Annotated in this window: 24 protein-coding genes and 1 tRNA gene; 18 read left to right on the forward strand and 7 right to left on the reverse strand. The window is 31.6% G+C overall.

The features are described 5' to 3' along the window. Window positions 1-514: 514 nt before the first annotated feature. The 4 genes from ABD771_RS13910 to ABD771_RS13925 form a co-directional block, all read right to left on the reverse strand. Window positions 515-1963 carry a hypothetical protein gene (locus tag ABD771_RS13910; protein WP_345095643.1) on the reverse strand — a complete coding sequence of 483 codons (1449 nt, stop codon included), beginning with the start codon at window positions 1961-1963 and terminating at the stop codon, window positions 515-517. Between the two features lie 446 nt (window positions 1964-2409). Beyond that, the gene (locus tag ABD771_RS13915) at window positions 2410-2853 is read right to left on the reverse strand and encodes a hypothetical protein (protein ID WP_345095645.1); all 444 of its coding nucleotides are present in this window, start codon (window positions 2851-2853) and stop codon (window positions 2410-2412) included. A gap of 235 nt (window positions 2854-3088) precedes the next feature. Beyond that, complete coding sequence (gene purL, locus ABD771_RS13920; RefSeq protein ID WP_345095647.1) at window positions 3089-6778, reverse strand: phosphoribosylformylglycinamidine synthase; 3690 nt, start codon at window positions 6776-6778, stop codon at window positions 3089-3091. Window positions 6779-6973: 195 nt separating this feature from the next. Then, on the reverse strand, window positions 6974-8581 hold the full coding sequence (locus ABD771_RS13925) for a hypothetical protein (protein ID WP_345095649.1): 1608 nt from the start codon (window positions 8579-8581) through the stop codon (window positions 6974-6976). Between the two features lie 131 nt (window positions 8582-8712). On the opposite strand from ABD771_RS13925, the gene ABD771_RS13930 reads away from it, so the two are divergent. The 4 genes from ABD771_RS13930 (at window position 8713) to ABD771_RS13945 (ending at window position 11078) form a co-directional block, all read left to right on the forward strand. Beyond that, a complete protein-coding gene (locus ABD771_RS13930; RefSeq protein WP_345095651.1) occupies window positions 8713-9141 on the forward strand; it encodes a hotdog fold thioesterase in 429 nt (142 codons plus the stop codon). Continuing rightward, window positions 9138-10196: an isochorismate synthase gene (locus ABD771_RS13935; RefSeq protein WP_345095653.1), complete on the forward strand. Its 1059-nt coding sequence runs from the start codon at window positions 9138-9140 to the stop codon at window positions 10194-10196. Before ABD771_RS13930 ends, ABD771_RS13935 begins: the two co-directional genes overlap by 4 nt. A gap of 29 nt (window positions 10197-10225) precedes the next feature. Beyond that, window positions 10226-10942: a bacillithiol biosynthesis deacetylase BshB1 gene (gene bshB1 / locus ABD771_RS13940; RefSeq protein WP_345095656.1), complete on the forward strand. Its 717-nt coding sequence runs from the start codon at window positions 10226-10228 to the stop codon at window positions 10940-10942. Window positions 10943-11004: 62 nt separating this feature from the next. Next, window positions 11005-11078 (forward strand) — tRNA-His (locus ABD771_RS13945). Between the two features lie 61 nt (window positions 11079-11139). On the opposite strand, the gene lpxD is transcribed toward ABD771_RS13945, so the two are convergent. Next, the gene (lpxD, locus tag ABD771_RS13950) at window positions 11140-12129 is read right to left on the reverse strand and encodes a UDP-3-O-(3-hydroxymyristoyl)glucosamine N-acyltransferase (RefSeq protein ID WP_345095658.1); all 990 of its coding nucleotides are present in this window, start codon (window positions 12127-12129) and stop codon (window positions 11140-11142) included. A gap of 120 nt (window positions 12130-12249) precedes the next feature. On the opposite strand from lpxD, the gene ABD771_RS13955 reads away from it, so the two are divergent. Continuing rightward, window positions 12250-12711 carry a hypothetical protein gene (locus ABD771_RS13955; protein ID WP_345095660.1) on the forward strand — a complete coding sequence of 154 codons (462 nt, stop codon included), beginning with the start codon at window positions 12250-12252 and terminating at the stop codon, window positions 12709-12711. A 43-nt stretch (window positions 12712-12754) separates the two neighbouring features. Here ABD771_RS13955 and ABD771_RS13960 read toward each other — a convergent pair whose 3' ends face one another. Together ABD771_RS13960 and ABD771_RS13965 are read right to left on the reverse strand one after the other, a co-directional pair. Beyond that, the gene (locus ABD771_RS13960; protein ID WP_345095662.1) at window positions 12755-13786 is read right to left on the reverse strand and encodes a M28 family metallopeptidase; all 1032 of its coding nucleotides are present in this window, start codon (window positions 13784-13786) and stop codon (window positions 12755-12757) included. A gap of 3 nt (window positions 13787-13789) precedes the next feature. After that, on the reverse strand, window positions 13790-14905 hold the full coding sequence (locus tag ABD771_RS13965; RefSeq protein ID WP_345095664.1) for a DUF3667 domain-containing protein: 1116 nt from the start codon (window positions 14903-14905) through the stop codon (window positions 13790-13792). A gap of 108 nt (window positions 14906-15013) precedes the next feature. On the opposite strand from ABD771_RS13965, the gene ABD771_RS13970 reads away from it, so the two are divergent. The 13 genes from ABD771_RS13970 (at window position 15014) to ABD771_RS14030 (ending at window position 23634) form a co-directional block, all read left to right on the forward strand. Then, window positions 15014-15469, forward strand: a complete 456-nt coding sequence (locus ABD771_RS13970) for a DUF1801 domain-containing protein (protein WP_345095666.1) — start codon at window positions 15014-15016, stop codon at window positions 15467-15469. A gap of 2 nt (window positions 15470-15471) precedes the next feature. Continuing rightward, window positions 15472-16101: a Crp/Fnr family transcriptional regulator gene (locus tag ABD771_RS13975; protein ID WP_345095668.1), complete on the forward strand. Its 630-nt coding sequence runs from the start codon at window positions 15472-15474 to the stop codon at window positions 16099-16101. Between the two features lie 64 nt (window positions 16102-16165). Then, window positions 16166-16975 (forward strand): sulfite exporter TauE/SafE family protein, encoded by an 810-nt coding sequence (locus ABD771_RS13980; RefSeq protein ID WP_345095670.1) that lies wholly within the window; start codon window positions 16166-16168, stop codon window positions 16973-16975. A gap of 56 nt (window positions 16976-17031) precedes the next feature. Next, window positions 17032-18450 carry an MBL fold metallo-hydrolase gene (locus ABD771_RS13985; RefSeq protein WP_345095672.1) on the forward strand — a complete coding sequence of 473 codons (1419 nt, stop codon included), beginning with the start codon at window positions 17032-17034 and terminating at the stop codon, window positions 18448-18450. 133 nt (window positions 18451-18583) lie between these two features. Next, entirely contained in the window at window positions 18584-19990 is a 1407-nt protein-coding gene (locus tag ABD771_RS13990; RefSeq protein ID WP_345095674.1) for an MBL fold metallo-hydrolase, read from the forward strand. 10 nt (window positions 19991-20000) lie between these two features. Continuing rightward, complete coding sequence (locus ABD771_RS13995; RefSeq protein ID WP_345095676.1) at window positions 20001-20198, forward strand: hypothetical protein; 198 nt, start codon at window positions 20001-20003, stop codon at window positions 20196-20198. 2 nt (window positions 20199-20200) lie between these two features. Then, complete coding sequence (gene trxA, locus ABD771_RS14000; RefSeq protein ID WP_345095678.1) at window positions 20201-20503, forward strand: thioredoxin; 303 nt, start codon at window positions 20201-20203, stop codon at window positions 20501-20503. Window positions 20504-20512: 9 nt separating this feature from the next. Continuing rightward, window positions 20513-20779 (forward strand): heavy-metal-associated domain-containing protein, encoded by a 267-nt coding sequence (locus tag ABD771_RS14005; RefSeq protein WP_345095680.1) that lies wholly within the window; start codon window positions 20513-20515, stop codon window positions 20777-20779. 1 nt (window position 20780) lies between these two features. Next, window positions 20781-20978, forward strand: a complete 198-nt coding sequence (locus tag ABD771_RS14010; protein ID WP_345095682.1) for a DUF6132 family protein — start codon at window positions 20781-20783, stop codon at window positions 20976-20978. Window positions 20979-21075: 97 nt separating this feature from the next. Continuing rightward, entirely contained in the window at window positions 21076-21261 is a 186-nt protein-coding gene (locus tag ABD771_RS14015; protein ID WP_345095684.1) for a hypothetical protein, read from the forward strand. A 101-nt stretch (window positions 21262-21362) separates the two neighbouring features. Next, a complete protein-coding gene (locus ABD771_RS14020; protein WP_345095687.1) occupies window positions 21363-21698 on the forward strand; it encodes a hypothetical protein in 336 nt (111 codons plus the stop codon). A gap of 56 nt (window positions 21699-21754) precedes the next feature. Continuing rightward, window positions 21755-21955, forward strand: a complete 201-nt coding sequence (locus ABD771_RS14025; RefSeq protein ID WP_345095689.1) for a hypothetical protein — start codon at window positions 21755-21757, stop codon at window positions 21953-21955. Between the two features lie 80 nt (window positions 21956-22035). Beyond that, window positions 22036-23634 (forward strand): hypothetical protein, encoded by a 1599-nt coding sequence (locus tag ABD771_RS14030; protein WP_345095691.1) that lies wholly within the window; start codon window positions 22036-22038, stop codon window positions 23632-23634. Window positions 23635-23690 lie beyond the last annotated feature (56 nt).

The following is a 23690-nucleotide window of genomic DNA, read 5'->3' on the forward strand; positions in this document are numbered from 1 at the left end:
AATAATCGCCATTTTCTTTAATCGTTCTCGTTCTTTTAAAACATTTCCTCGATAACGTCCGAATCCTTTCGCGTGACATGTATTGTAAATATAGTTTTTTGATAAAATAATTTAATATGTTTTTTACTCCTCAATTACTGCTTTAGCTTGTTTAGTTACCACGCGAAGGGATTCGCGCGTTAGCGTGGGACCCAAGTGTTCTTTATCCCGGAAACATTAGGGTTTTAGAAACCGATAAGTTTTAAAAGTTTTTAGTTTTACTTTTTTGTATTGTTGGTTAGTTTAGGAAAACTGCTTTAGGGCAGTTTTTTTATTTATTGTTTTACAATCCAAAGTCTGGTATTCTTCGATACCTCGCGAATCCTTTCGCGTGTAATGTTTTGTAAATTTAGTATTTTTTGAAAATATTTTAATATGGTTTTTATTTCTCAATTACTGCTTTTGCTTGTTTAGTTCCTATGCGAAGTGATTCGCATGGTAGCGTGGGGTAGTAATTATTTTAAATTATATTTTTTTATGATTTAGCAGCAATAATTATTTGCTCAATCTCATTAATTAGTTTTTCATAATCGAATCCATGCGTAACTTCAATTAGAGTTGAGTTGTTGACTTTAAAAAGCTCTTTTTTTCTCAAGTCACGTTCTTGATTTTTTATAAATGCTTCAATTCCTCCAAAGTGTTTTACTGGTTCGTAGTGTTGTTTTCCATGAAATTCTACGCCTATATTAAGTTGAGGAAACCAAATATCAATGTGTTGTTTACCTAACCATTTTGTTTTACCATGTTGTTGAACTTTGTAGGAACTAAAATGTTTTTTAAGATTCTGATAAAGTTCCGTTTCTGATAACCAACCCTCACCAATTTTAGGCAAACCTTTAGAAACTCTGTATTCATTTTGATTTGAAATTACGAAAATGGAGAAGATTGATAATATGGAATTTTCAATAAAATAAATAAATGAGTTTTTATCTATTCCTGTACTTTCACATAATGTAAGTTTGTGCTCGTTGTATCTTAGTAAATATTTTGCCGTATATCCTGAAAATTGATATTCGATTTTGAATTGTTTTAATGCTGAAAAATATTTATAGAAAGGAGTGTTGTTTTTATTTTTGTTTATTATTTCATTTACACTTTTATTTATTTCAAAGTAATCTAATTGCTTTCTCTTGTCTATTTTATAATTTGGAAATTCGCTATTAAGTTCTTTAACAGATTTAAGTTCATTAAATATTGAATGAAAAAACGAGTATTTATTTCCATATAGCTCTTCTAACTTTTTATCAATAAATTGAAAAAAATCATCTGAGTTTTCAGTTATGTGATTGTTTAATTCACTTGGATTAAAACATTTTCTCACAAGATATTTTCCAGTAACGAATCGCTTTTTGTTATCTAATTCTAGAGAATGAATCTCAGAAAAATGTAAATTATTTGATTGTCCCCATTCTTTTTTTTGGTTCAGTTTAGATATATTTGAAGTGTCTTTATCATTCCAATATCTAACTTTTCCCTTAATAATTATTTTTGAAATTGATATTTTTTCTAACCGTTTTGGGAGAAATAGTTCACCTCCGACAAATTGCAAATTATTTAGATTTGTGATATTCGTGTCTCTCAAGGAAAGCTTTCCATGAACATGAGTGAGCTCTCCTAAATATTCAATTGACGAATATCTTAAATTGGCTTCACCATTAATTTCAATTAAATTATTTAAGGATTTTAGATTTTTACAAGTGGATAACCAAAAATTTCCATTTATTAATTCAAGTCCTCCTAAATCAATTAAATCATCAGAATCTATACTAAGATTACCATTAATAGCTTTTACATTCTTTAGACTTAGAACTTTGTCTTTTGAATTAGATTGTCTAATACAAATGTCACAATTGATGACATTATTAGAATCTATCAATGATTTTAATTTTTCGTTGTCATAAATATTGTGATATTCTTTTTCCAATCTAGATGCTATATTATTATTGGTAACTTGTATATAAGCTCCACAAACAAACATTTACAAATGCCTAGTAACTGTTTGTAAGTATTCGTAAATATATAAAAAAATCCTTAATTGCTTTAACACAATTATGGATTTCAAATGTCTTATAAAACCCTCGCTAAAGCGTGAATACTTTCCTTAGCTACCGCGCGAATCGTTTCGCGTGTCATGTATTGTAAATAAAGTATTTTTTTCTAAAATATTTTAATTTGGTTTTATTTCTCAATACTGCTTTAGCTTATTTAGTTATCACGCGAAGGGATTCGCGCTGTAGCGTGGGATGTGGCATATTAAGGAAGCATAAACTAATGGTTAAAAACTGATTTTGCAAGTATAAAACCAATTTTAAATTAAGCCTAAATCCACCATATTGCCAAACTTTTGTTGTACGATGGCTTTATTTTTAACTATTTAGTACTTTTTCCAAAAACTTTATTTATTTGTTTTAAATTCATTCTACACATTCCAATAACACCAGCTTTATCGATATGATATATTGTAATGTATTTACTTCCCATTGATTTATTAAATTCAATATCTAAGCGACCTCCATCTTCTAGTTCTATAGTCTTTTTCGTTCCTTTTTCTTGTTCAGATGTTAATAAGTTATAAATGGTTTCAATGTCTGATTCTCTGAATAAGAACGATTTATAATTTGTAATTTGAGTAAATTTTTCATCTATATATGTTAATTCACATATTCCATTGTCTTTAGTAAGACTTATGTTTAATTTACCCATTAATCTAATTTCTCCAATCAGTTCTGGTACTTTTGTGTCTGATACTTTTACTTGTGATAGGCAGTTTGTCACTATAGCTAAAAATAATAATGCATTAATAATTTTCTTCATAATAATTTAATTTAATTGTTTTTATAGTTTTAATTTTTTTTATTTTATTGTATTTACTTTATACTAAAAAATTTTTATGCATCCCATTTTCAGAATTTTGCATACAACTTATGTATATGTTTCACAAACAAACATTTACAAATAATTATAACTGTTTGTAAGTACTCGTAAATATATAAAAAAATCCTTAATTGCTTTAACACAATTAAGGATTTCAAATGTTTTATAAAACGAGTTATTGTTTTTCAATCCAAAGTCTTGCATTGATAAAAGCTTCAATCCATGGTGAAACTTCATCCTTTTTATCAGTTGGATAGTAAGCCCAATTCCAAGGAAATGTTGAGCGTTCAATGTGTGGCATCATTACCAAATGTCTTCCAGTTTTGTCGCACATCATCGCTGTGTTGAAATCAGAACCATTTGGATTGGCAGGATAACCTTCGTAAGCATATTTGGCTACAATGTTGTATTTATCTTCAGCATAAGGCAATTTGAATTTTCCTTCACCATGCGAAATCCAAACACCAAGAGTTGTCCCAGCCAAAGTATTCAACATCACAGAATGATTTTCTTGAATCGTTACCGATGTAAATCCGCTTTCGTGTTTGTGCGAATCGTTATGAAGCATTTTTCCATGAACTTCATGTTCTGGATTTACCAATTCTAATTCCATAAACAACTGACAACCATTACAAATTCCAACAGAAAGTGTGTCTTCACGTTCAAAGAATTTTTTCAGAGCAATGTTTGCTTTTTCGTTGTATTTGAATGCTCCAGCCCAACCTTTAGCCGAACCCAAAACATCCGAATTGGAGAATCCACCAACAGCACCAATAAACTGAATGTCTTCCAAAGTTTCTCTTCCCGAAATCAAATCGGTCATGTGAACGTCTTTGACATCAAATCCAGCTAAGTACATGGCATTAGCCATTTCACGCTCAGAATTACTTCCTTTCTCACGAATAATAGCTGCTTTAGGGCGAGGTTTTGTTGCATCAATTACAGGTTTCAATCCTGTAAAATGAATAGGAAATTTATATTGTAAAGCTTGTTGCCCTAAATTATCAAAACGCTCTTTAGCTTTATTATTTTTAGTTTGTTTTTGGTCGAGTAGGAAAGAGGTTTCAAACCACATTTCTCTATAACTTGAAACTTGAAACTTGAAACTATCAATTTCTAAAACATCAGAACTTTCAACAGAACCAAGTTTATAGTATTCTAAACCTTCAAATGCTTTTTCAAAAACAACATCGTCTTTTGCTTGAAGAACAATTCCAATATTTTCTGCAAATAGAATTTTGACTAAATCTTTTTCTTTGAAAACATCAAAAGAAATTTTAGCACCCAAATTCACATCAGCAAAACACATTTCTAATAAAGTTGTGATTAATCCACCACTTCCAATATCATGTCCTGCAACGATTTGTCTGTCTTTAATTAACCATTGAATTATATTAAATGCGTTCTTGAAAAATTTGGAATCTTTGATTGTTGGAGTTTCAGAACCAATCTTATTTAAGGTTTGAGCAAACGAACTTCCACCCAATTTAAAATCATCTTGCGATAAATTGATGTAGTAAATTGAACCTTTATTTTTTTGCAAAACAGGTTCCACTACTTTAGTAATATTCGAACAATTTCCAGCGGCCGAAATAATAACTGTTCCTGGAGCAATTACTTCATCATTTGGATATTTTTGTTTCATAGAAAGCGAATCTTTTCCAGTTGGAATATTGATTCCCAATTCGATAGCAAACTCTGAACAAGCTTCAACAGCTTCATACAATCTAGCATCTTCACCTTCATTTTTACAAGCCCACATCCAGTTGGCAGAAAGTGAAACGGATTTTAAGTTATCTTTTAAAGGAGCAAAAACGATATTTGATAACGCTTCGGCAATAGCATTTCTACTTCCAGCTTTAGGGTCAATCAATGCCGAAATAGGAGCGTGCCCAATTGATGTTGCAATTCCTTCTTTGCCATTATAATCCAAAGCCATTACACCAACGTTATTCAATGGCAATTGCAATGGTCCAGCGCATTGTTGTTTGGCCACTTTTCCACCAACACAACGATCGACTTTATTAGTTAACCAATCTTTACAAGCAACAGCTTCTAGCTTTAAAACTTCTTCTAAATAAGCCGGAATATTTTCTTGCGAATAGTCTAAATCACTATAATTTCTAACAATAGTTTTGTCAGTTATAATGGTTTTTGGCGAACTTCCGAAAAAGTCTTCTAGCGCATAATCCATTGGTTTTGCACCAGTAGTTTTCGACTCAAAAGTAAATCTATGGTCATTAGTAACATCACCAACTTGATACATTGGAGAACGTTCTCTATCAGCAATTTTTTGAAGTGTTTCGATATCTTTTTGACCAATAACCAATCCCATTCGTTCTTGCGATTCGTTACCAATAATTTCTTTAGCAGAAAGCGTTGGATCACCAACTGGCAATTTATCTAAATCGATTAATCCACCAGTTTCTTCCACTAATTCTGAAAGACAATTCAAATGCCCACCAGCACCATGATCGTGAATAGAAACAATTGGATTGTTATCGCTTTCTACCAAACCACGAATGGCATTGGCAGCACGTTTTTGCATTTCAGGATTCGAACGTTGAATAGCATTCAATTCAATTCCTGAACCAAAAGCTCCAGTATCTGCTGAGGATACTGCTGCACCACCCATTCCAATTCTATAATTTTCACCACCAAGAATCACGATTTTATCGCCTTCTTGTGGTTTCTTTTTTAGGGCTTGATCTAACTTTCCGTAACCAATTCCACCGGCTTGCATGATTACTTTGTCGTAACCTAACTTTCTTACTTGCGCTGAGCTTGTCAAAGTGTCGGAGGCTGAGGTACTCGAAGCCTCACTATGTTCAAATGTCAAAACCGAACCAGTAATCAAAGGTTGTCCAAATTTATTTCCAAAATCGGACGCTCCATTGGATGCTTTTATCAAAATATCCATTGGAGTTTGGTACAACCATGGACGTTCTGCCATAGCTTCTTCATATTTTCGATTGTTGGTTAATCTTGAATAAGAAGTCATATAAACTGCAGTTCCAGCTAAAGGAAGCGAACCTTGTCCACCTGCTAATCTATCTCTTATTTCACCACCAGAACCAGTTGCAGCACCATTGAAAGGTTCAACAGTTGTTGGGAAATTGTGGGTTTCTGCTTTTAAAGAAAGTACGGAATCAAATGCTGTTTCTTGGTAAAAATCGGGTTTATCTGCACTTTTTGGAGCAAATTGAGTCACTTTCGGACCTTTTACAAAAGCTACATTATCTTTGTATGCGGAAACAATATCGTTCGGATTTTCAGAGGATGTTTTCTTAATCAATTTGAATAAAGAAGTTTCTTTTTCAACGCCATCAATGATAAAAGTTCCGTTGAAAATTTTATGGCGACAATGTTCAGAATTAGCTTGTGAAAAGGCAAAAATCTCGGAATCAGTTAATTTTCTGTTTAGTTTTTTAGATAGATTTTCTAAATAAATTACTTCTTCATCGTTTAGCGCCAAACCTTCTTGCTTGTTGTAAGCGGAAATATCTTCAATTTCAAGAATAGCTTCTGGTTGAATATTGATGGTGAAAATATCTTGATTTAATTCTAAATATTTTTGCAAAAGCATTGGATCAAAATCGGAGAAATCACTTGAAACTTTTTCAAATTCTTCAATTCTGATGATGCCTTCGATTCCCATGTTTTGAGTAATTTCAACTGCATTGGTGCTCCAAGGAGTAACCATAGCGGCACGTGGACCAACAAAAAAATCCGCAAGTACGGATTTATCTATTTTATGTGCGTTGCCAAAAAGCCAATTTAATTTTGAGGTAGTTTCTGCGGATAATTTGTTGTGTGATTGCACAGCAAATACAGTAGCGGTTTCGTTTCCGAAAAAGTGAATCATTGTGTTGTTGTTTAATCTGAACTTGTTTCAGATTCTAATCTGATTAAGGTTCAATTTTAGTTGTGGTGCAAATTTAAGTCAAATAGTGTGGAGTGCCAAAAAAGAAGCAAATAGTTTTTAACGAGTTTTTGACAATTTTGTAAAAAAAAAGGTTTCAATTAAAATAACTGAAACCTTTTAAATTTATTTGGTTTTTTAAGGAACAAATTGATAAGCACCCAATGCAACATTAGAACTTCGTGAATTGCCAACAATATCATTGAAAGAGCTAAATACAGCATCATTTGTCATTGCTGTATTCCAAGCTTCGCTTAACCATAATTTATTTTTAGCCACATTCTTAAACTTCGGATTGAATGTAGAAGAATTAGTTGCGATATAACAAGAAGTATAGTCAGTTGTATTAGTTGGTGGATACAAAGGATTGTTTGAAAACTGGTTGTTGATGTTGTTGAATTTAATCAAACAATGATTGAATTTGTAATTAAATAGTGAAGGCGCTTCTGTTTTTTTATCAAGGAACATTTCTATTTGATTACTTCCATAAATAATACAATTGTTAAAGTTTGCTGCATTCAAATCACTAATATAAAGCGTAGTAGATGTTTCTAAATAATTACTCAAAAGTACAGCAACCTGACTTGAGCTATTCCAATTATTGTTAAAGGTACAATGTGTGAAATTATAAGAACCACCAAGAGTTGCCGCCAAACTTGCTTCACCACAATAGTTGACAACTAAGTTAGAACCAGTAATTTGCGCATCTCTACCTAAGATACCTACGTTGGAACAATTGTATATTTGAGAATTGGTTATTGTAACTTTAGGTTGATGTGTGTCGTCTTCATCTACAGCTAATCTTTTTTGTGCTAATAATCCAACAGTAGCATTTTTTATAGTAAGATAATTAATGGTGTTACTATTTAACTCCGATAAAATTATTATTGATCCCCATTGTCCAGGAACATTTGCAAATGAAGGTTCTAATCTGTCTCCTTCAAAAATCACTTCATTGGTTATATTCTCTGGATTATTGGCAGGTGGATTTCCTCCATTTACTTGAATGGATGCATTTTGATTGACTATCAAACTTGAATTGGCATGAAAATGTACTCTGGCTCCTGAATCTACAACAAGAGTTTTTCCATTCGGAACTAAAGCATTGCCGTAAACTACATAGGGTTTTGCACTGGTCCAATGGAGTTCATCACCATTTACAGGATCGGTTTCACTTAAATTACTTCCTATGAGTTTAATTTCATTTCCGTCAGTATCTAGTCCTAAAGAAATATTTTCATAGGTATATGAATTATCAATATTCTGAGTACGATTTGGATAGATGAAAATAGCATCTTGAATTAAAGTCACCAATTCCACAGTTTGCGGCGCACCAGTGACGTTTGTGAATTGTATTTGGTCTGTGTAAAGGAAATCAGTAGGATTAGCACTTGCAACATCACTTGTAACTTCAATGAAAATGAACAAACTGTCTTTAGCAAGCAATTCTACATTACTAAAGATTTTACCTTGAGCACCAGCATCTCCAGTCATTCCGTCAATCATTAATCGGTACTTAGAGTTGATGCCTTTTCCTAATTGAACTTTAGGGATTGAGATGTCTTTGTCACTTTTGTTGTAAACTTTTAATCTGTAGGTGCTTGAACCAATGTTAGTAAAAACAGTATCAAGATAAACGGTGTCTTTTGAAAATGATAATCCGCCAGTATTCGGTTCAAATTCAAAGTCTTTTCTACAAGAACTTAGAGCAATAGTTATAAATAATAAAAAAAGTAATTTACGCATGGATCACTGAATTTTGGTAAATGTATGTAATAATTTGAAATTTCAAAAATAGATAACGTCAAAAGTTACTTATTAGTTTACTTCCTAATCAAGTAATTTAAAAATGACTAATTTTGTATAAAATTATTGCTATGTCATTTGATAAAGAGAAGATGTTACAACTATGTAACGAGTGGTCTAAAAATACTTTGATGCAAACATTAGAGATTGAATACATCGACGCTGGTGAGGATTTTCTAGTGGCAACGATGCCTGTAAATCCTAGAGTGCATCAACCCATGGGATTGTTGCATGGTGGTGCTTCTGTTGCTTTAGCAGAAAGCGTTGGAAGTGCAGCATCCATTATGTTTGTTAATCCAGAAAAACAAGAAGTGCGCGGTATAGAGATTTCTGCCAACCATGTTAGAAGTAAACGTGAAGGAATGGTAACAGCGACAGCTAAAATTCTTCACAAAGGTGCGAGTATTCATCTTTGGGAAATTAGAATTGTAGATGAAACCGATAGATTAATATCGTTGTGCAAACTAACTAACATGATTTTACCAAGTAAAGGACGATGAGTTTCTTATTTCTAAAAGTAAAAGAGCAGTTCAAAAACAAACTTCCATTTGTTTGTTATTGCAAACCTAATTCCGACAAGATAATTGCTTTTCTTCAGAAAAATGATTCGCTATTTGAGCTTGAAAATGATAAAAGTGGTTTTGCATTTGTATCTTTTGATAATCAAAAAAGGTATTTAATTCCTGAAGAGAATTCGGATATTTATTTCGAAACAATATCAAATTCGGATTTTATTTTTGAAAATAATTTTAAATCAGAAACCAATTTAGAGGATAAAGTTAAGTTTGAGAGTTTGGTAAAAAAAGGAATTGACTCTATTCAAAATGGAGCATTTGAAAAAGTAGTTTTATCAAGAAAGGAAACCACACAAATTGATAATTTTGATATTGAATTGGTTTTTAGAAAACTACTATTTAATTACAAATCGGCATTTAAATATTGTTTTTATCATCCTAAAATTGGTTTTTGGATGGGTGCAACACCGGAACAGTTTTTAAAAATAGATGAAAAATTGGTTAAAACAGTTTCTTTAGCTGGAACACAATTAAACACTGGTTTAGAATTGATTAAATGGCAGGATAAAGAAATTTCAGAACAGCAAATAGTTACCGATTTCATTGTAAAGAACTTAAAATATTTTTCAGAAAATGTAACTTATTCAAAACCGTATAATCAACAAGCTGGAAATTTAGTACATCTTAAAACAGACATTCAAGCTGAAATTGAGGATAGGAATAGTATTCCGAATATTATCGATTCGTTACATCCAACACCTGCAGTTTGTGGATTTCCAAAAGAGGTTGCCAAACAATTTATTTTAGAAAACGAAGGTTATAATAGAGAATTTTATTCAGGTTTTTTAGGAGAATGGAATAAGGATTTTCAAACCTTTAAAGAAAAACAAACGGATTTATTTGTGAACTTGCGATGCATGAAAATTGAAAATAAAGAAGTAAATTTATATATTGGTTGCGGAATTACAAAAGATAGTAATCCTGAAAAAGAATTTATAGAAACACAAAATAAGGCTTTGACTATTAAAAGTGTATTATAAAATTAGATAATCATTATACAATATTAAAAATGAAACTAGATATATTAGCATTTGGCGCTCATCCAGACGATATCGAATTGGGTTGTAGCGGAACTATTGCAAAAGAAATTTCTCTCGGAAAGAAAGTCGGAATTATCGATCTAACTCGTGGTGAATTAGGAACTCGAGGTTCAGTTGAAATTCGTAATTCGGAATCAGCTAAGGCTTCTCAAATTCTGGGTGTTTCTGTTAGAGAGAATCTTGATATGCGCGATGGTTTCTTTGTAAACGATGAAGCACATCAGTTGAAAATCATAGAAATGATAAGAAAATACCAACCTGAAATTGTGCTTTGTAACGCTATTGATGATAGACATATCGATCATGGAAAAGGAAGCAAATTAGTTTCTGACGCTTGTTTTTTATCAGGTTTACGAATGATTGAAACCGAAAGCAATGGTGAAAAACAAAATGCTTGGCGACCAAAAGTAGTATATCATTACATCCAATGGAAAAATTTGGAACCCGATTTTGTAGTAGATATTTCAGGTTTTATGGAAGTTAAAATGCAATCAATTTTAGCTTATGGCTCACAGTTTTATGATCCAAATTCTAAAGAACCAGAGTCTCCTATAAGTTCGAAAAATTTCTTAGATAGTGTAAAATATAGAGCCCAAGACTTAGGAAGAATAACAGGTGTTGCTTACGCTGAAGGATATACTGTAGAAAGATATTTGACAGTCAATAGCTTAAGTGATTTGAAATAATTTTTTTAATTTTTTCTTTGTAAAATAAAACTTTTGCAATACATTTGCACTCGTTAAAAATGGTGGTTGTAGCTCAGCTGGTTAGAGTATTGGTTTGTGGTGCCGAGGGTCGCCGGTTCGAACCCGGTCAGCCACCCTTAATTAAAAAGCCTTGAAGAAATTCAAGGCTTTTTTTGTTTATATAGTTTAATTAATAGTTATTCTGTAGCCATTCGCTTTAAAATTGCCCATTGTTTTAAGGCTGTTCGTGCATCAACTGCTGGATATCCTAAAACAGTTTTTCCTGCCTCAACATCGGCTGCAACTCCAGAACCTGCTCCTACAATAGCTCTATCACCAATAGTTAAATGGTCTTTTATAGAAGCACTTCCTCCAATCATTACTCCATTTCCTAAAGTAACAGAACCTGCTAAACCACTATTTCCTGCCATAATACAGAATTTTCCAAGTTTACTATTGTGTCCAATTTGAACTAAATTATCAATCTTACATCCATCACCAAGAATTGTCGAACTGAATTTGCCTCTATCTACAGAAGAGTTTGCACCAATTTCTACATTATTTCCAAGAATTACATTACCAATTTGTGGAATTTTTGCCAATCCTCTTTCTGGACATGGTCTAAAACCAAATCCATCAGCGCCAATGGTACAGTTGGGATGCAAAATACAATAGGCTCCAACATGACATCTTTCACGTAGTACAGCTCCAGGCCAAATCACCGTATTGTTTCCAATAGTCGATTCGTCAAGAATGGTTACATTTGGATATAAAGTAACATTTTCGCCTAAAACTACATTTGGACCAACATAACATCCAGCTCCAATTCTAGAACCATTTCCAATTTTTGCAGACGCATCAATGGTAGCTGTTGGGTGAATTTCGTGACTAAATTGTGGAGTAGGAGGTGCAAACATCTCAAGAACTTGAGACATTGCTAAATCGGCATTTTTTACTTTTATAAACACTCGATTTTCACCTGGTTCTATTGAAATATCTTGGTTTACTATAGCAGCACAAGCTTTTGAAGCTGCCCAATATTTTTCGTATTTTTTATTTCCAATGAAAGAAATTTCATTTTCAGTAGCTACTTCTAATTGCTCTGGAGCAGTTATGGTGTTGTTGGTAGTTCCGATAATTTCACCATTTAGAATGGCATTAATTTCCTGAATTGTATAATTTTTCATTTTAGTAGGTTTGGTTATAGCTTTCAAATTAAGTAAATAGTTTTCATATTCACTAATTATTAGTTAAATGCCTTATTTATTTTTGAAAATATTTTACTTTTGTTTCTATAATTTTAAAAGATGAAATATTTATTAATATTATTTTTAGCTCCAATCTTAACCTTTGGACAGATCGAAAGAGCAATTAAGCTTAAAGTTGCTGTGATGCAAAATTTTGTTGCCAAAGGTGCAGAAGGTGAAACTATGTTCTGGCAAACAAAAGGTAGGATTACTTTCGGAATTGTAAATTATACTGAAGAACAAAATCCAATTTTCAAGGATTTATTCATCAGTCAATATAAAGAATTGTTAGTTATTTACAATAAGATGAATGTTTCTGAAGATGAAAGAGATACGACTCTATATATTAAAACTTTGATTCGTCAAGAGCAAGATTATAGAAATCTATTAACTAAAGAACAACTGAAATTATATCTAGATAAATTAGCTGATTTCGAATTAAATAATCCACAAGCGCACGATTCTTATTCGTCTTTATTTTTTTCAGAAAAATTGTTAAAGGAATTTATTTCAAAATTTTAATATAAAAAAAGCTCCGACATTAATCGGAGCTTTTTTTTATAATCTATTTACCATCTTTATCAACTACAAGTCGAGCTTCTCTGTTGGCTATTTCCCAAGCAATTGCAAAAGCATATTGAGTTCTTTTAGTTAGAGCATCAAATTCAATTTTATCAACTTCATCTGTTGCTTTGTGGTAATCAGCATGAACTCCATTAAATAAAAATACCGATGGAATTCCATTTTTAGCAAAATTGTAATGATCTGAACGATAATAAAAACGGTTTTTGTCTTTTCTGTCGTTGTATTTGTAATCTAAGTTTAGTTTAGTGTATTTCGTATTTACAGCTTCACAAATGTTATATAAATCTGTAGAAAGATAATCGGAACCAATCACATAAACATAATTATTACTGTCTTTATGAGCTTCATCACGACGACCAATCATGTCAATATTAACATCAGCTACTGTATTTGCCAAAGGAAATAAAGGATTTTCAGAATAATATCTTGAACCATGTAAGCCATGTTCTTCACCGGTTACATGAAGAATAAGGATTGAACGTTTTGGTCCGTGACCTTCTTTCTTTGCTTTCTGAAAAGCTTGTGCTATTTCTAAAAGTGCTACAGTTCCTGAGCCATCGTCATCGGCACCATTGTAAATTTCTCCGTTTTTCATTCCAACGTGATCGTAATGAGCTGAAATAACAATGATTTCATTTGGTTTTTCTGAACCTTCTATGAAAGCCCAAATGTTTTCTGAGTCTGGTAGGTTTTCATTTCTTTTTTCGTTCAAATAAGCTGCTGGAACTTTTTGATAATAACTATCAGCGCCTTTCGGAAAAGGAATTCCGTTTTTCTTATATTGTTCAATAAGATATTGTCCAGCTTTTTTTTGTCCTTCACTTCCAGTTTCTCTTCCTTGCATTTCATCAGAAGCAACAATGGTAAGACTTGTTTTAAGTTCTTCAGAAGTTATTGAGTTAATATAGCTATTAACATCTAAGGGTTTAGTCGTTTTGGTAGAAGGACTATTTTGCGCTCCAGAACAAGATAAAAGTATTAGCGCTAAACCTGTAATTATTATTTTTTTCATATTTTAATGTATGGTTATGAATGAATAGATTATAAAAAAGAGTAAAACAAAAAACATCAAAATTGTATTTAAAAATAGCAGCAAACTACTTTTTATGAATGATGTTATTCGAGTACCTTGATAGAAATTTTTACTTGCTCTGTAAAAGTAATATATAAACCAAAAAGGAATAATTAAGTTTAATATAAAATCAATAGTTTCTGTAACTCCATTTTCTCCAAATAGATAAATAAATCTAATTAAAAATGTTGAAATTAAAATTATTAAAAGCATGAAAGAAAAATAATGTAAAGTAAAAATACCGTGATCAAAATAGTACCATTTCTTTTTGTCATGAAACAACCATAATAAAAAGGCAAATAGTGGCATATAAACAAATAATGCTTTTGGAATGTTGTGCTTGAATGATTCTATAAATGCAGGAATTATTTCATCGGAGTTTTTGTTTTGTGTAACTTTCATCAACTTTTTTGCAAACCAATAGCTTATTGGGCTTAACTTGTTTTTACCAAATTTTTGAATAGAATCAAGCTCTTTTATTGATTTATACTTGACACTTCCAAAAGAAAAAGCACCTTGTTTTTCAATTGATTTTTTTGTATAATCAACTAATGTATCATATTCTTTTTTCGTTATTTTACCTTCTTCAAATAAAGATTTTAATTTTAATTCTTGAGGAGAAGCGTCAACAGAATCTTCTTCAATCTTATTTCCTTCTTTAATTTTGATTAATCCGCCAGCAGCCTTAGTTTGCTTTTTTTCTGTTTTGGCTTCTTCAGCTTTAATTTCTTCTTCAATATCACTTGGTAAAAGTGATATTAGAAAAAACGTAACGAAACTTATAAAAATATACAATCTTACAGGAGCAAGGTAAGACAAACGTTTCCCTGATAAATATTCTTTTGTTAATGAAGCAGGACGTAATAAAAGATTTTTAATCGTTTTCCAAAAAGCATTTTCATAATGTGTTAAATCCTCAAAGAAGTGTATAAACAAATGATGAAAAGTTTTACGAGATTCAGTGTTTTCTTGACCACAATTCGGACAAAAGCGACTTGCAACAACGTGATTGCAATTCAAACAAGTTTTATCTTCTCTTAAAGGACTTTTGTGCGACATAAAGTAAACGATATTTTATGTTGTAAAACTATTAAAAAAAATTAGTTTTACTTTTGATACTATTAATTAGTTATAAAATTTTATTTTTGTTACAAATACATTTAGAATATGCAATCAAAAGCAACAACTCCTGAACAATATATAGCAGAACTTCCAGAAGATAGAAGAGAAGCTATGTCAAAACTTCGTGAAGTAACGTTACAAAATCTTCCAAAAGGTTTTGAAGAACAAATGATTTATGGTATGTTGGGTTATGTTGTACCACATTCTATTTATCCAAATGGATATCATTGCTCACCTGAATTGCCTCTATCATTTTTTGCCATTGCTTCACAAAAAAACTCCATAAACATCTATCATATGATGGTTTATTCTGATAAAAAGCTACACGATTGGTTTGCGGCTGAATATCCTAAATATTGTAAATCAAAATTAGATATGGGAAAAAGTTGCATACGCTTTAAGAAAATGAATGATATTCCTTATGATTTAATTGGAGAATTACTTTCAAAAGTTACTGTAGAACAATGGATTTCTGAGTATGAAAAAATGCTAAAAAAATAATAATGTTAGATATAGTAAAGGAAAATTACAGTGCCATTTTTGAAGAAAAACTTCTTGATGAAATAGCTCAAGTAGCCAAAATCTATGATTTTAAAGAAGGAGATGTGTTAATAGATTTTGGTGATTATATCAAAAACATGCCTTTGTTATTGAAAGGCGCAATCAAAATTCTAAGAGAAGATTTTGATGAAGGTGAACTATTATTATACTTCATAGAAAAAGGAGATACTTGTGCTATGACAATGGCTTGCTGTCTTGGAGATACTAAAAGCGAAATTAAAGCTGTTGCCGAAACTGATGTAAAACTAATCATGATTCCAGTTAACAAAATGGAAGAATGGTTGGGTAAATACAAATCATGGAGAAACTTTGTTTTTAGTAGTTATAATAATCGATTGAAAGAAATGCTAACAGCAATTGATAATTTGGCATTTATGAATATGGATGAACGTCTATTAAATTATCTATTTGAGAAAGCAAAAATCAATAAAACAAATCACGTTCAAAATACGCATCAAGAAATTGCTTACGATTTGCATACTTCACGTGTAGTAATTTCAAGATTGCTAAAAGCTTTAGAAAACGAAGGAAGAATAAAGTTACACAGAGCTTCTATTGAAATTGTTGTATAATTGTAACAATAGTTACTCAATTTAAAAGTATAAATACGAACCTTTGTTTCACAAAATTTAGTAAATGGAAATATCTCATATAATTGGATACATTTTAGCGGTTTTTGTCGGAATTACTCTTGGTTTAATAGGAAGTGGAGGTTCTATTTTATCGGTTCCCATTTTAGTTTACATTATGGGTGTTGAACCTATTTTAGCAACTGCCTATTCTTTATTTGTAGTTGGAACAACAGCATTATTTGGTGGAGTTCAAAAAGCAAAACAAAAATTAGTCGATTTTAAAAAAGTAGTTTTATTTGGTGTTCCCACAATTCTAGCAGTTTTCTTAACGCGAAAATTCATTGTGCCCAATATTCCTGAAGTTATCTTTTCTACAACTTCATTTACATTACATAAATCGGTTTTGATAATGGTTGTTTTTGCCATTGTTATGATTGCTGCATCAATCAGAATGATAAAACCTTTAAAAGAAAAAATAGTTAATGATGATGCCAAACTAAACTATATTGCAATTTTTTCTCAAGGACTTTTTATCGGATTGGTAGCAGGATTTGTTGGCGCTGGTGGCGGATTTCTTATCATTCCAGCGTTGTTGTTTTTAGCAAAAACTCCTATGAAAATGGCCGTTGGAACTTCTCTTTTTATAGTTTCAGTTCAATCGTTAATTGGATTTATTGGTGATATTCGTCCAGAACAAAATTTGGATTGGAATTTAATTTTAATCTTCACAGTTTGCTCTATAATTGGTGTTTTAATAGGAAGTTATCTCTCTAAAAAAATCGAAGGAGAAAAACTCAAAACAGGTTTCGGATGGTTCGTTCTCGCCATGGGAATTTATATCATAATCAAGGAGACTTTCTTCGGTAACATCTGATATTTATCATATTTTCTAATTTATTGTTACTCTATTTTTGATAAAATTTTTATCTTATGAAACTAGAGCAAATTTATACTGGATGTATCGCAGAAGCTGCCTATTATATCACTTCCAATGGAGAAGCTGCAATTGTTGATCCTTTAAGAGAAACCCAACCTTATTTAGATAGATTAGAACGTGATCATGTAAAATTGAAATATATTTTTGAAACCCATTTTCATGCCGATTTTGTTTCAGGTCATATAGATTTAGCAAAGAAAACTGGAGCTACAATTGTTTACGGACCAACTACAATGAAAACAGGTTTTGAAATGCACGTTGGAACGGATGGTGAAATTTTTAAAGTTGGCGGAATTGAAATTAAGTTAATCCACACGCCAGGTCACACCATGGAAAGTTCTTGTTTTTTGGTTTCTGATGAAGATGGAAAAGAGCAAGGTTTAATTTCTGGTGATACTTTATTTATTGGTGATGTTGGTCGTCCTGATTTAGCACAACATGTCATTGCCGATTTAACGCAAGACAAATTAGCACGCCATTTGTATCATTCGCTTCGGAATAAAATTATGCCTTTATCAGATGATTTAATTGTCTATCCAAATCACGGTGCAGGAAGTGCTTGTGGCAAAAACATGAGTAAAGAAACTACCGATACTCTTGGTAATCAAAGGAAAACCAATTATGCTTTACAGGATATGACCGAAGACCAATTTGTAGAAGCAATTTTAAGTGGATTAACAACGCCACCACAATATTTTCCGAAAAATGTATTGATGAACATTCAAGGTTACGATTCGTTAGATTCAATCATGGAGAAAGGTCAAAGAGCTTTTACAATTAAAGAATTTGAAGTTCTTATTAACGAAACGAAAGTTTTAATTCTGGATACCCGTAGAGCCGAAATTTTCGCAAAAGGATTTATTCCAAACAGCTTGAATATTGGTTTAGAGAGCAATTTTGCTTCTTGGGTTGGTGAATTAATATTGAATATCAAACAAGAAATTATAATTGTTGCAGAAAATAACAAAAAAGTAAAAGAAGCCATTATTCGTTTATCAAGAGTAGGTTACGACAATGCCATTGGATATTTAGATGGCGGATTTGAAGCATGGCAAAACGCAGGAAAAGAAATTAATATCGTTCACAGAATTACTGCCGAGCAACTTGAGCAACATTGTAACGAAGAAAAACAAGTTATTATTGATGTTAGAAAAGTTAGCGAATTCCTATCGCAACATTTGGTTGATGCAATCAATATTCCTTTAAATGTTTTACACAATCATTTAGCAGCATTTCCAAAAAGCAAAGCATTTATTTTGCATTGCGCTGGTGGTTATCGTTCAATGATTGCGGCTTCCATATTAAAGGAAAAAGGGTTTAATAATTTTGTTGATGTTATAGGTGGTTTTGCAGCCATAAAAGACACCAATTTGACAAAAACAGATTACGTTTGCCCATCAACATTGTTGTAAAAAAGTAGTTATTTACTTAATTTTTATAAAGCACTGAGCAATCGGTGCTTTTTATTTGTTAAAATGTAACAAAAGTTACTTTATTATCGTTCAAAACTGATTAATTTTACATTATCAAATTAATGATATAGGTATGATTATAGAACAAATTTATACAGGTTGCTTGGCACAAGGTGCTTATTATATTGAAAGTAATGGAGAAGTAGCCATTATTGATCCACTTCGTGAGGTGCAACCTTATGTTGATAAAGCGACTGCTAATGGAGGCAAAATAAAATACATTTTTGAAACCCATTTTCATGCTGATTTTGTTAGCGGACACGTTACGTTAGCTGAAAAAACTGGAGCTCCAATTGTTTTTGGACCCAATGCAAATCCAACTTTTGAGGCGCATATTGCTATAGATGGTGAAGTTTTTCAACTAGGAGAAATTACAATTACATGTCTTCATACGCCTGGTCATACCATGGAGAGTTCGTGTTATTTATTGAAAGATAAAGACGGAAAAGATTACGCACTTTTTAGTGGAGACACCTTATTTTTAGGTGATGTTGGCCGTCCAGATTTGGCTCAAAAAGCAGCTGACATGACACAAGAACAATTGGCCGGAACTCTTTTTGATAGTTTGAGAACTAAAGTAATGACTTTAGCAGATGACGTAATTGTTTATCCAGCGCATGGTGCCGGAAGTGCTTGCGGAAAAAATTTAAGTAAAGAAACGGTTGGAAGTATTGGCGACCAAAAAGCTACCAATTATGCGCTTCGTGCCGATATGACTCGTGAGGAATTTATTTCAGAAGTTACTGATGGTTTATTGCCACCGCCAGCTTATTTTCCTATGAATGTGAAGTTGAATAAGGAAGGCTATGGTAACGTTGAAGATATTATAAGAGAAGCAAAAGCTTTTGATGCCAAAACATTTGAATTAGTTGCCAATGAAACTGAGGCTTTAATTTTAGATGTTCGTCACCAAGATGATTTTGAAAAAGGACATATTCCAAAATCAATTTTTATTGGTATTGACGGACAATTTGCTCCATGGGTTGGTGCTTTGATTTTAGATAGCAAACAAGAAATTCTTTTAGTTACACCAGAAGGTAGAGAAGAAGAAACCATCAAAAGATTAGCAAGAGTAGGATATGACAACACTTTAGGTTATTTAAAAGGCGGATTTGAAGCATGGAAAAATGCAGGATTAGAATATGATACAGTTACTTCTGTTACAGCACAAGTTTTGGAAGAGAAAATAGAAGAAAAGGTACCAGTTTTTGATGTAAGAAAGCCAGGTGAATACGCTTCTGAACACATTTTAGATGTTCCTTCTACACCTTTAGATTTTTTAAACGAACATTTTGCAGAGTTTCCTAAAGAAGAAGATTTTTACTTGCATTGCGCTGGAGGTTATCGTTCTATGATTGCTGCATCGATATTAAAAGCTCGTGGTTATCATAATGTAATCAATGTTTTAGGAGGTTTTGCTGCCATAAGAAATACAGGAATTAAAACAACAAATTACGTTTGTCCTTCTACATTGAAATAATAGTTTAAAAATGAAACAACTACTGTTTACCAACTGGCATTTCATGCGATTTCTTAGAGTGGCATTAGCATTATTTTTATTTTATAATGCTTATCAAACGCACGAATGGTTTTTTATAATTTTTGGAATTTTCTTTTTGTTTCAAGCCATTTTTAATATGGGTTGCGGACCAAGTGGATGTAATGTAAATTACAATAAAAATAAATAGTTATGAACAATTCATTTAAAGATATTATCAATTCTGACAAACCTGTTTTAATAGACTTTTTTGCCACTTGGTGCGGACCATGTCAAATGCTTGGACCAGTTTTGAAACAAGTAAAAGATAGTTTAGGCGATAGAGTTTCTATCATTAAAGTAGATGTAGATAAAAACCAAGAATTAGCCGCTATACAACAAGTTCGTGGTGTTCCAACAATGATGTTGTATCAAAGAGGGCAACAAATTTGGCGTCAATCAGGAGTTTTATCTAAAGAAGAAATTATTCAAATTATTTTAGAAAAAACAAATTAATAAATAAAAATGGAAACAATTTTTGAAGTTGAGAATATAAAATGTGGTGGTTGTATGAACAGTATTAAAACAGCTTTATTAAAAATTGATAACGTAGAAGAAGTTACCATTGATAAAGAAATTGATACAATAGTTGTAAAAGGAACCGTGAAAAGAGAAACAATTATTGCTAAACTAAACGAACTAGGTTATCCAGAAAAAGGCGATAATACATTACTTCGTCAAGCCAAATCCTATGTGAATTGTGCTATAGGAAGAATGAGTGAAACGAAATAAAATGAGTAAAAAAGCAATAATTATATCAGTAGTTGGAGTTATCGTTGGAGCAATTGCAGGATATGCCTACTATCATTATGTAGGTTGTGCTAGTGGAACTTGTGCCATAACGTCTAAACCAATAAATAGTACTTTGTATGGTAGTTTAATGGGTGGATTATTATTTAATTTATTCGTAAAAGAAAACAAGAATAAATAAAAGTTAATTTATTTTTGTTTAATAAATAAAATACTATATTTGGAACACTATTTGATATAAATAAGTATAGAAACATTAATTTTAAAAATATAAAAAAATGAAAAAAGTAGCATCAATGTTAGCTGTAGTAGCGTTTTTATTTTCAATGAACGTAAACGCTCAAGAGCCAAAACAAAAAAAGAAAAAAGCTAAAACTGAAAAAGCCGCTTCAACAGAAGAAAAAAAATCTTGTAGTGAAGGTGAGAAAAAAGGTGGATGTTGTGCATCTAAAAAAGCAGCATAATTAGCTAAAATATTTTTAAAAAAGCGTTCAAGAAATTGGACGCTTTTTTTTATGTAACATTTGTCACATTTTAATTTATTTTTATTGAATAAATTTGTTCTATGAAATATTTTGCAATTTTATTATGCTTCTATTTTAATGCTTTAACTATACTTCCATCAGTTAAAGCACTCAAAATGCAATTTGCTAAAAAAGAACTAGTTTCATGCAATAAATCTAATTCTGATTGCGAACCAACAAAAGGATGCGAAAAAGAGAAATGTTTTTTAAATTTTAACTTTACTAGTTCAAGCTTTATTGTATTTGCAACAGCTTATAATTTCACAAATAATATAATTTTCATTCCCAAAAAAGAAAATAGTTTATACCACAAAAACTTTATTTCTAATTATAATGTAACTATTTGGCAGCCGCCAGAATCACTTTTATGTTTTTAAATCAATGTTATTTAATGAATTACAAAAAATCAATTTAAAAATTTAATACTTAAAAAATGAACAAATTAGTTTCAATTATAGCAACAGTAGCTTTATTATTTTCAATGAATGTAAACGCTCAACAAGAGCCAAAACAAAAAAAGAAAAAAGCTAAAACAGAAAAATCATGTTCTTCAGAAGAGAAAAAATCTTGTGGCGAAGGTGAGAAAAAAGGAGGCTGTTGTTCTTCTAAAAAAGCAGAAGAGAAAAAAGCGTAATTTTTTAATGTAATAGTGATGATTAGTGTCAGTTTTTAATTGACACTAATCTTCTATTATACAATTTTAAAAATCTTAAAATGAAAACATTATATAAAATTGTATTGCTTTTAATCTCAAGTTTTGCCATTTCGCAAACTACTTTTGATTATCAGGTGCAATTAAATCCGATAACCATTCCGAATTTTCCCGGAATACATTCGTATGCATTTGCTCAACACAATGGTAAATGGCTCATTATTGGTGGTAGAGTAGACGGAATACATGCGCGTCAACCTTTCAATGCTTTTCCAGCTGCAAGTAATAATACCAATATTTATGTGGTTGATATTGCTACCAATCAGTTTTGGTCGGCTTCTGTAAATTCTTTGGCAACTGCTTTAAAAGAACAATTGCAAGCAACTAATTTCAATTTTTATCAAGATGATACAACCCTTTATTTAATTGGAGGTTATGCTTTTTCGGCCACAGCCAATGATCATATCACGTTCAATAAAATGACATCAGTTGATGTGCCAAATTTGATAAACGCTGTAATTGCAGGAACTCCAATTGCAAGTTATTTCAAACAAATGACGGATGAAAATCTAGCGGTCAATGGTGGACATTTAGCCAAAATTAATAATACGTTTTATTTAGTTGGTGGGCATCGTTTTGACGGACGCTACAATCCAATGAACAATCCCACTTTTACGCAAACCTACACCAACAGTATCAAGAAATTTCAAATTGACAATTCAGGTTCGCAATTGAGTATTTCAAATTACCAAGTCGTTACGGATGCGGTTCATTTACACCGACGTGATTATAATTTGTTGCCTCAAGTTTTTCCTAATGGAGAATTGGGTTACACGATTTCATCAGGAGTTTTTCAAATTAATGTCGATTTGCCTTTTCTTTATCCTGTAGATATCAAAGAAACAGGTTATTTTCCGCAAACCACATTCAATCAGTATTTGAGTAATTACCACAGCGCTGTTTCTGCTTTGTATGATGCGACTGAAAATAGAATGCACAATTTGTTTTTTGGTGGAATGAGTCAGTATTACTATAACGGAACCACTTTGATTCAGGATAATGCGGTTCCTTTTGTAAATACAATAAGTCGCACAACACGCTTTGCAGATGGTTCTTTGCAAGAATATCAATTGCCAGAAACAATGCCGAGTTTAAAAGGTGCTAGTGCCGAATTTATTCAAAACAAAGCATTACCACATTTTTCAAATGAAGTAATAAAGTTAGATGAAATCACAGCAAATGAATTTGTAATTGGTCATATCGTAGGTGGTTTGAGCAGTCCGACGCAAAATCCTTTTAGCGTGAATCAAACTAGTACAACTTCGGCAAGTGCAACCATTTATGAAGTAAAATTGATTCGTAATCAACCTTTGGGAGTTCAAGAAATCAACGGAAAAAATCCATTTTCTATGTCGGTTTCTCCAAATCCAACTCAAAATGGTGTTGTAAAAATCAATTTTAATATGGCTTATGAAACAACAATTGATTATTTCGTAACTTCATTAGACGGAAAAATAATTACTGACGGTGAAGTTTCAGATGCCAAACAAGGAGAAAATTCAATGAATTTTGAAATCGATGGCGTTGCAAATCAAACTGTTATCATAACTTTTATCTTTAATGATAAATTCTATGTTTCTCAAAAGGTAATAGTTAACTAAATAAATCATACTATTTATTCAAAAAGCGTTCAAGAAATTGGACGCTTTTTTTGTAA

Origin of the sequence: Flavobacterium chungnamense (assembly GCF_039539165.1) — a bacterium.
In the GTDB taxonomy this organism is placed as follows: Bacteria; Bacteroidota; Bacteroidia; order Flavobacteriales; family Flavobacteriaceae; genus Flavobacterium; species Flavobacterium chungnamense.

Coding starts and splice junctions, on each gene's coding strand:
- ABD771_RS13915 (WP_345095645.1), bottom strand. CDS start 2,853: ATGAAGAAAATTATTAATGCATTATTATTTTTAGCTATAGTGACAAAC.
- purL (WP_345095647.1), bottom strand. CDS start 6,778: ATGATTCACTTTTTCGGAAACGAAACCGCTACTGTATTTGCTGTGCAA.
- ABD771_RS13925 (WP_345095649.1), bottom strand. CDS start 8,581: ATGCGTAAATTACTTTTTTTATTATTTATAACTATTGCTCTAAGTTCT.
- ABD771_RS13930 (WP_345095651.1), top strand. CDS start 8,713: ATGTCATTTGATAAAGAGAAGATGTTACAACTATGTAACGAGTGGTCT.
- ABD771_RS13935 (WP_345095653.1), top strand. CDS start 9,138: ATGAGTTTCTTATTTCTAAAAGTAAAAGAGCAGTTCAAAAACAAACTT.
- bshB1 (WP_345095656.1), top strand. CDS start 10,226: ATGAAACTAGATATATTAGCATTTGGCGCTCATCCAGACGATATCGAA.
- lpxD (WP_345095658.1), bottom strand. CDS start 12,129: ATGAAAAATTATACAATTCAGGAAATTAATGCCATTCTAAATGGTGAA.
- ABD771_RS13955 (WP_345095660.1), top strand. CDS start 12,250: ATGAAATATTTATTAATATTATTTTTAGCTCCAATCTTAACCTTTGGA.
- ABD771_RS13960 (WP_345095662.1), bottom strand. CDS start 13,786: ATGAAAAAAATAATAATTACAGGTTTAGCGCTAATACTTTTATCTTGT.
- ABD771_RS13965 (WP_345095664.1), bottom strand. CDS start 14,905: ATGTCGCACAAAAGTCCTTTAAGAGAAGATAAAACTTGTTTGAATTGC.
- ABD771_RS13970 (WP_345095666.1), top strand. CDS start 15,014: ATGCAATCAAAAGCAACAACTCCTGAACAATATATAGCAGAACTTCCA.
- ABD771_RS13975 (WP_345095668.1), top strand. CDS start 15,472: ATGTTAGATATAGTAAAGGAAAATTACAGTGCCATTTTTGAAGAAAAA.
- ABD771_RS13980 (WP_345095670.1), top strand. CDS start 16,166: ATGGAAATATCTCATATAATTGGATACATTTTAGCGGTTTTTGTCGGA.
- ABD771_RS13985 (WP_345095672.1), top strand. CDS start 17,032: ATGAAACTAGAGCAAATTTATACTGGATGTATCGCAGAAGCTGCCTAT.
- ABD771_RS13990 (WP_345095674.1), top strand. CDS start 18,584: ATGATTATAGAACAAATTTATACAGGTTGCTTGGCACAAGGTGCTTAT.
- ABD771_RS13995 (WP_345095676.1), top strand. CDS start 20,001: ATGAAACAACTACTGTTTACCAACTGGCATTTCATGCGATTTCTTAGA.
- trxA (WP_345095678.1), top strand. CDS start 20,201: ATGAACAATTCATTTAAAGATATTATCAATTCTGACAAACCTGTTTTA.
- ABD771_RS14005 (WP_345095680.1), top strand. CDS start 20,513: ATGGAAACAATTTTTGAAGTTGAGAATATAAAATGTGGTGGTTGTATG.
- ABD771_RS14010 (WP_345095682.1), top strand. CDS start 20,781: ATGAGTAAAAAAGCAATAATTATATCAGTAGTTGGAGTTATCGTTGGA.
- ABD771_RS14015 (WP_345095684.1), top strand. CDS start 21,076: ATGAAAAAAGTAGCATCAATGTTAGCTGTAGTAGCGTTTTTATTTTCA.
- ABD771_RS14020 (WP_345095687.1), top strand. CDS start 21,363: ATGAAATATTTTGCAATTTTATTATGCTTCTATTTTAATGCTTTAACT.
- ABD771_RS14025 (WP_345095689.1), top strand. CDS start 21,755: ATGAACAAATTAGTTTCAATTATAGCAACAGTAGCTTTATTATTTTCA.
- ABD771_RS14030 (WP_345095691.1), top strand. CDS start 22,036: ATGAAAACATTATATAAAATTGTATTGCTTTTAATCTCAAGTTTTGCC.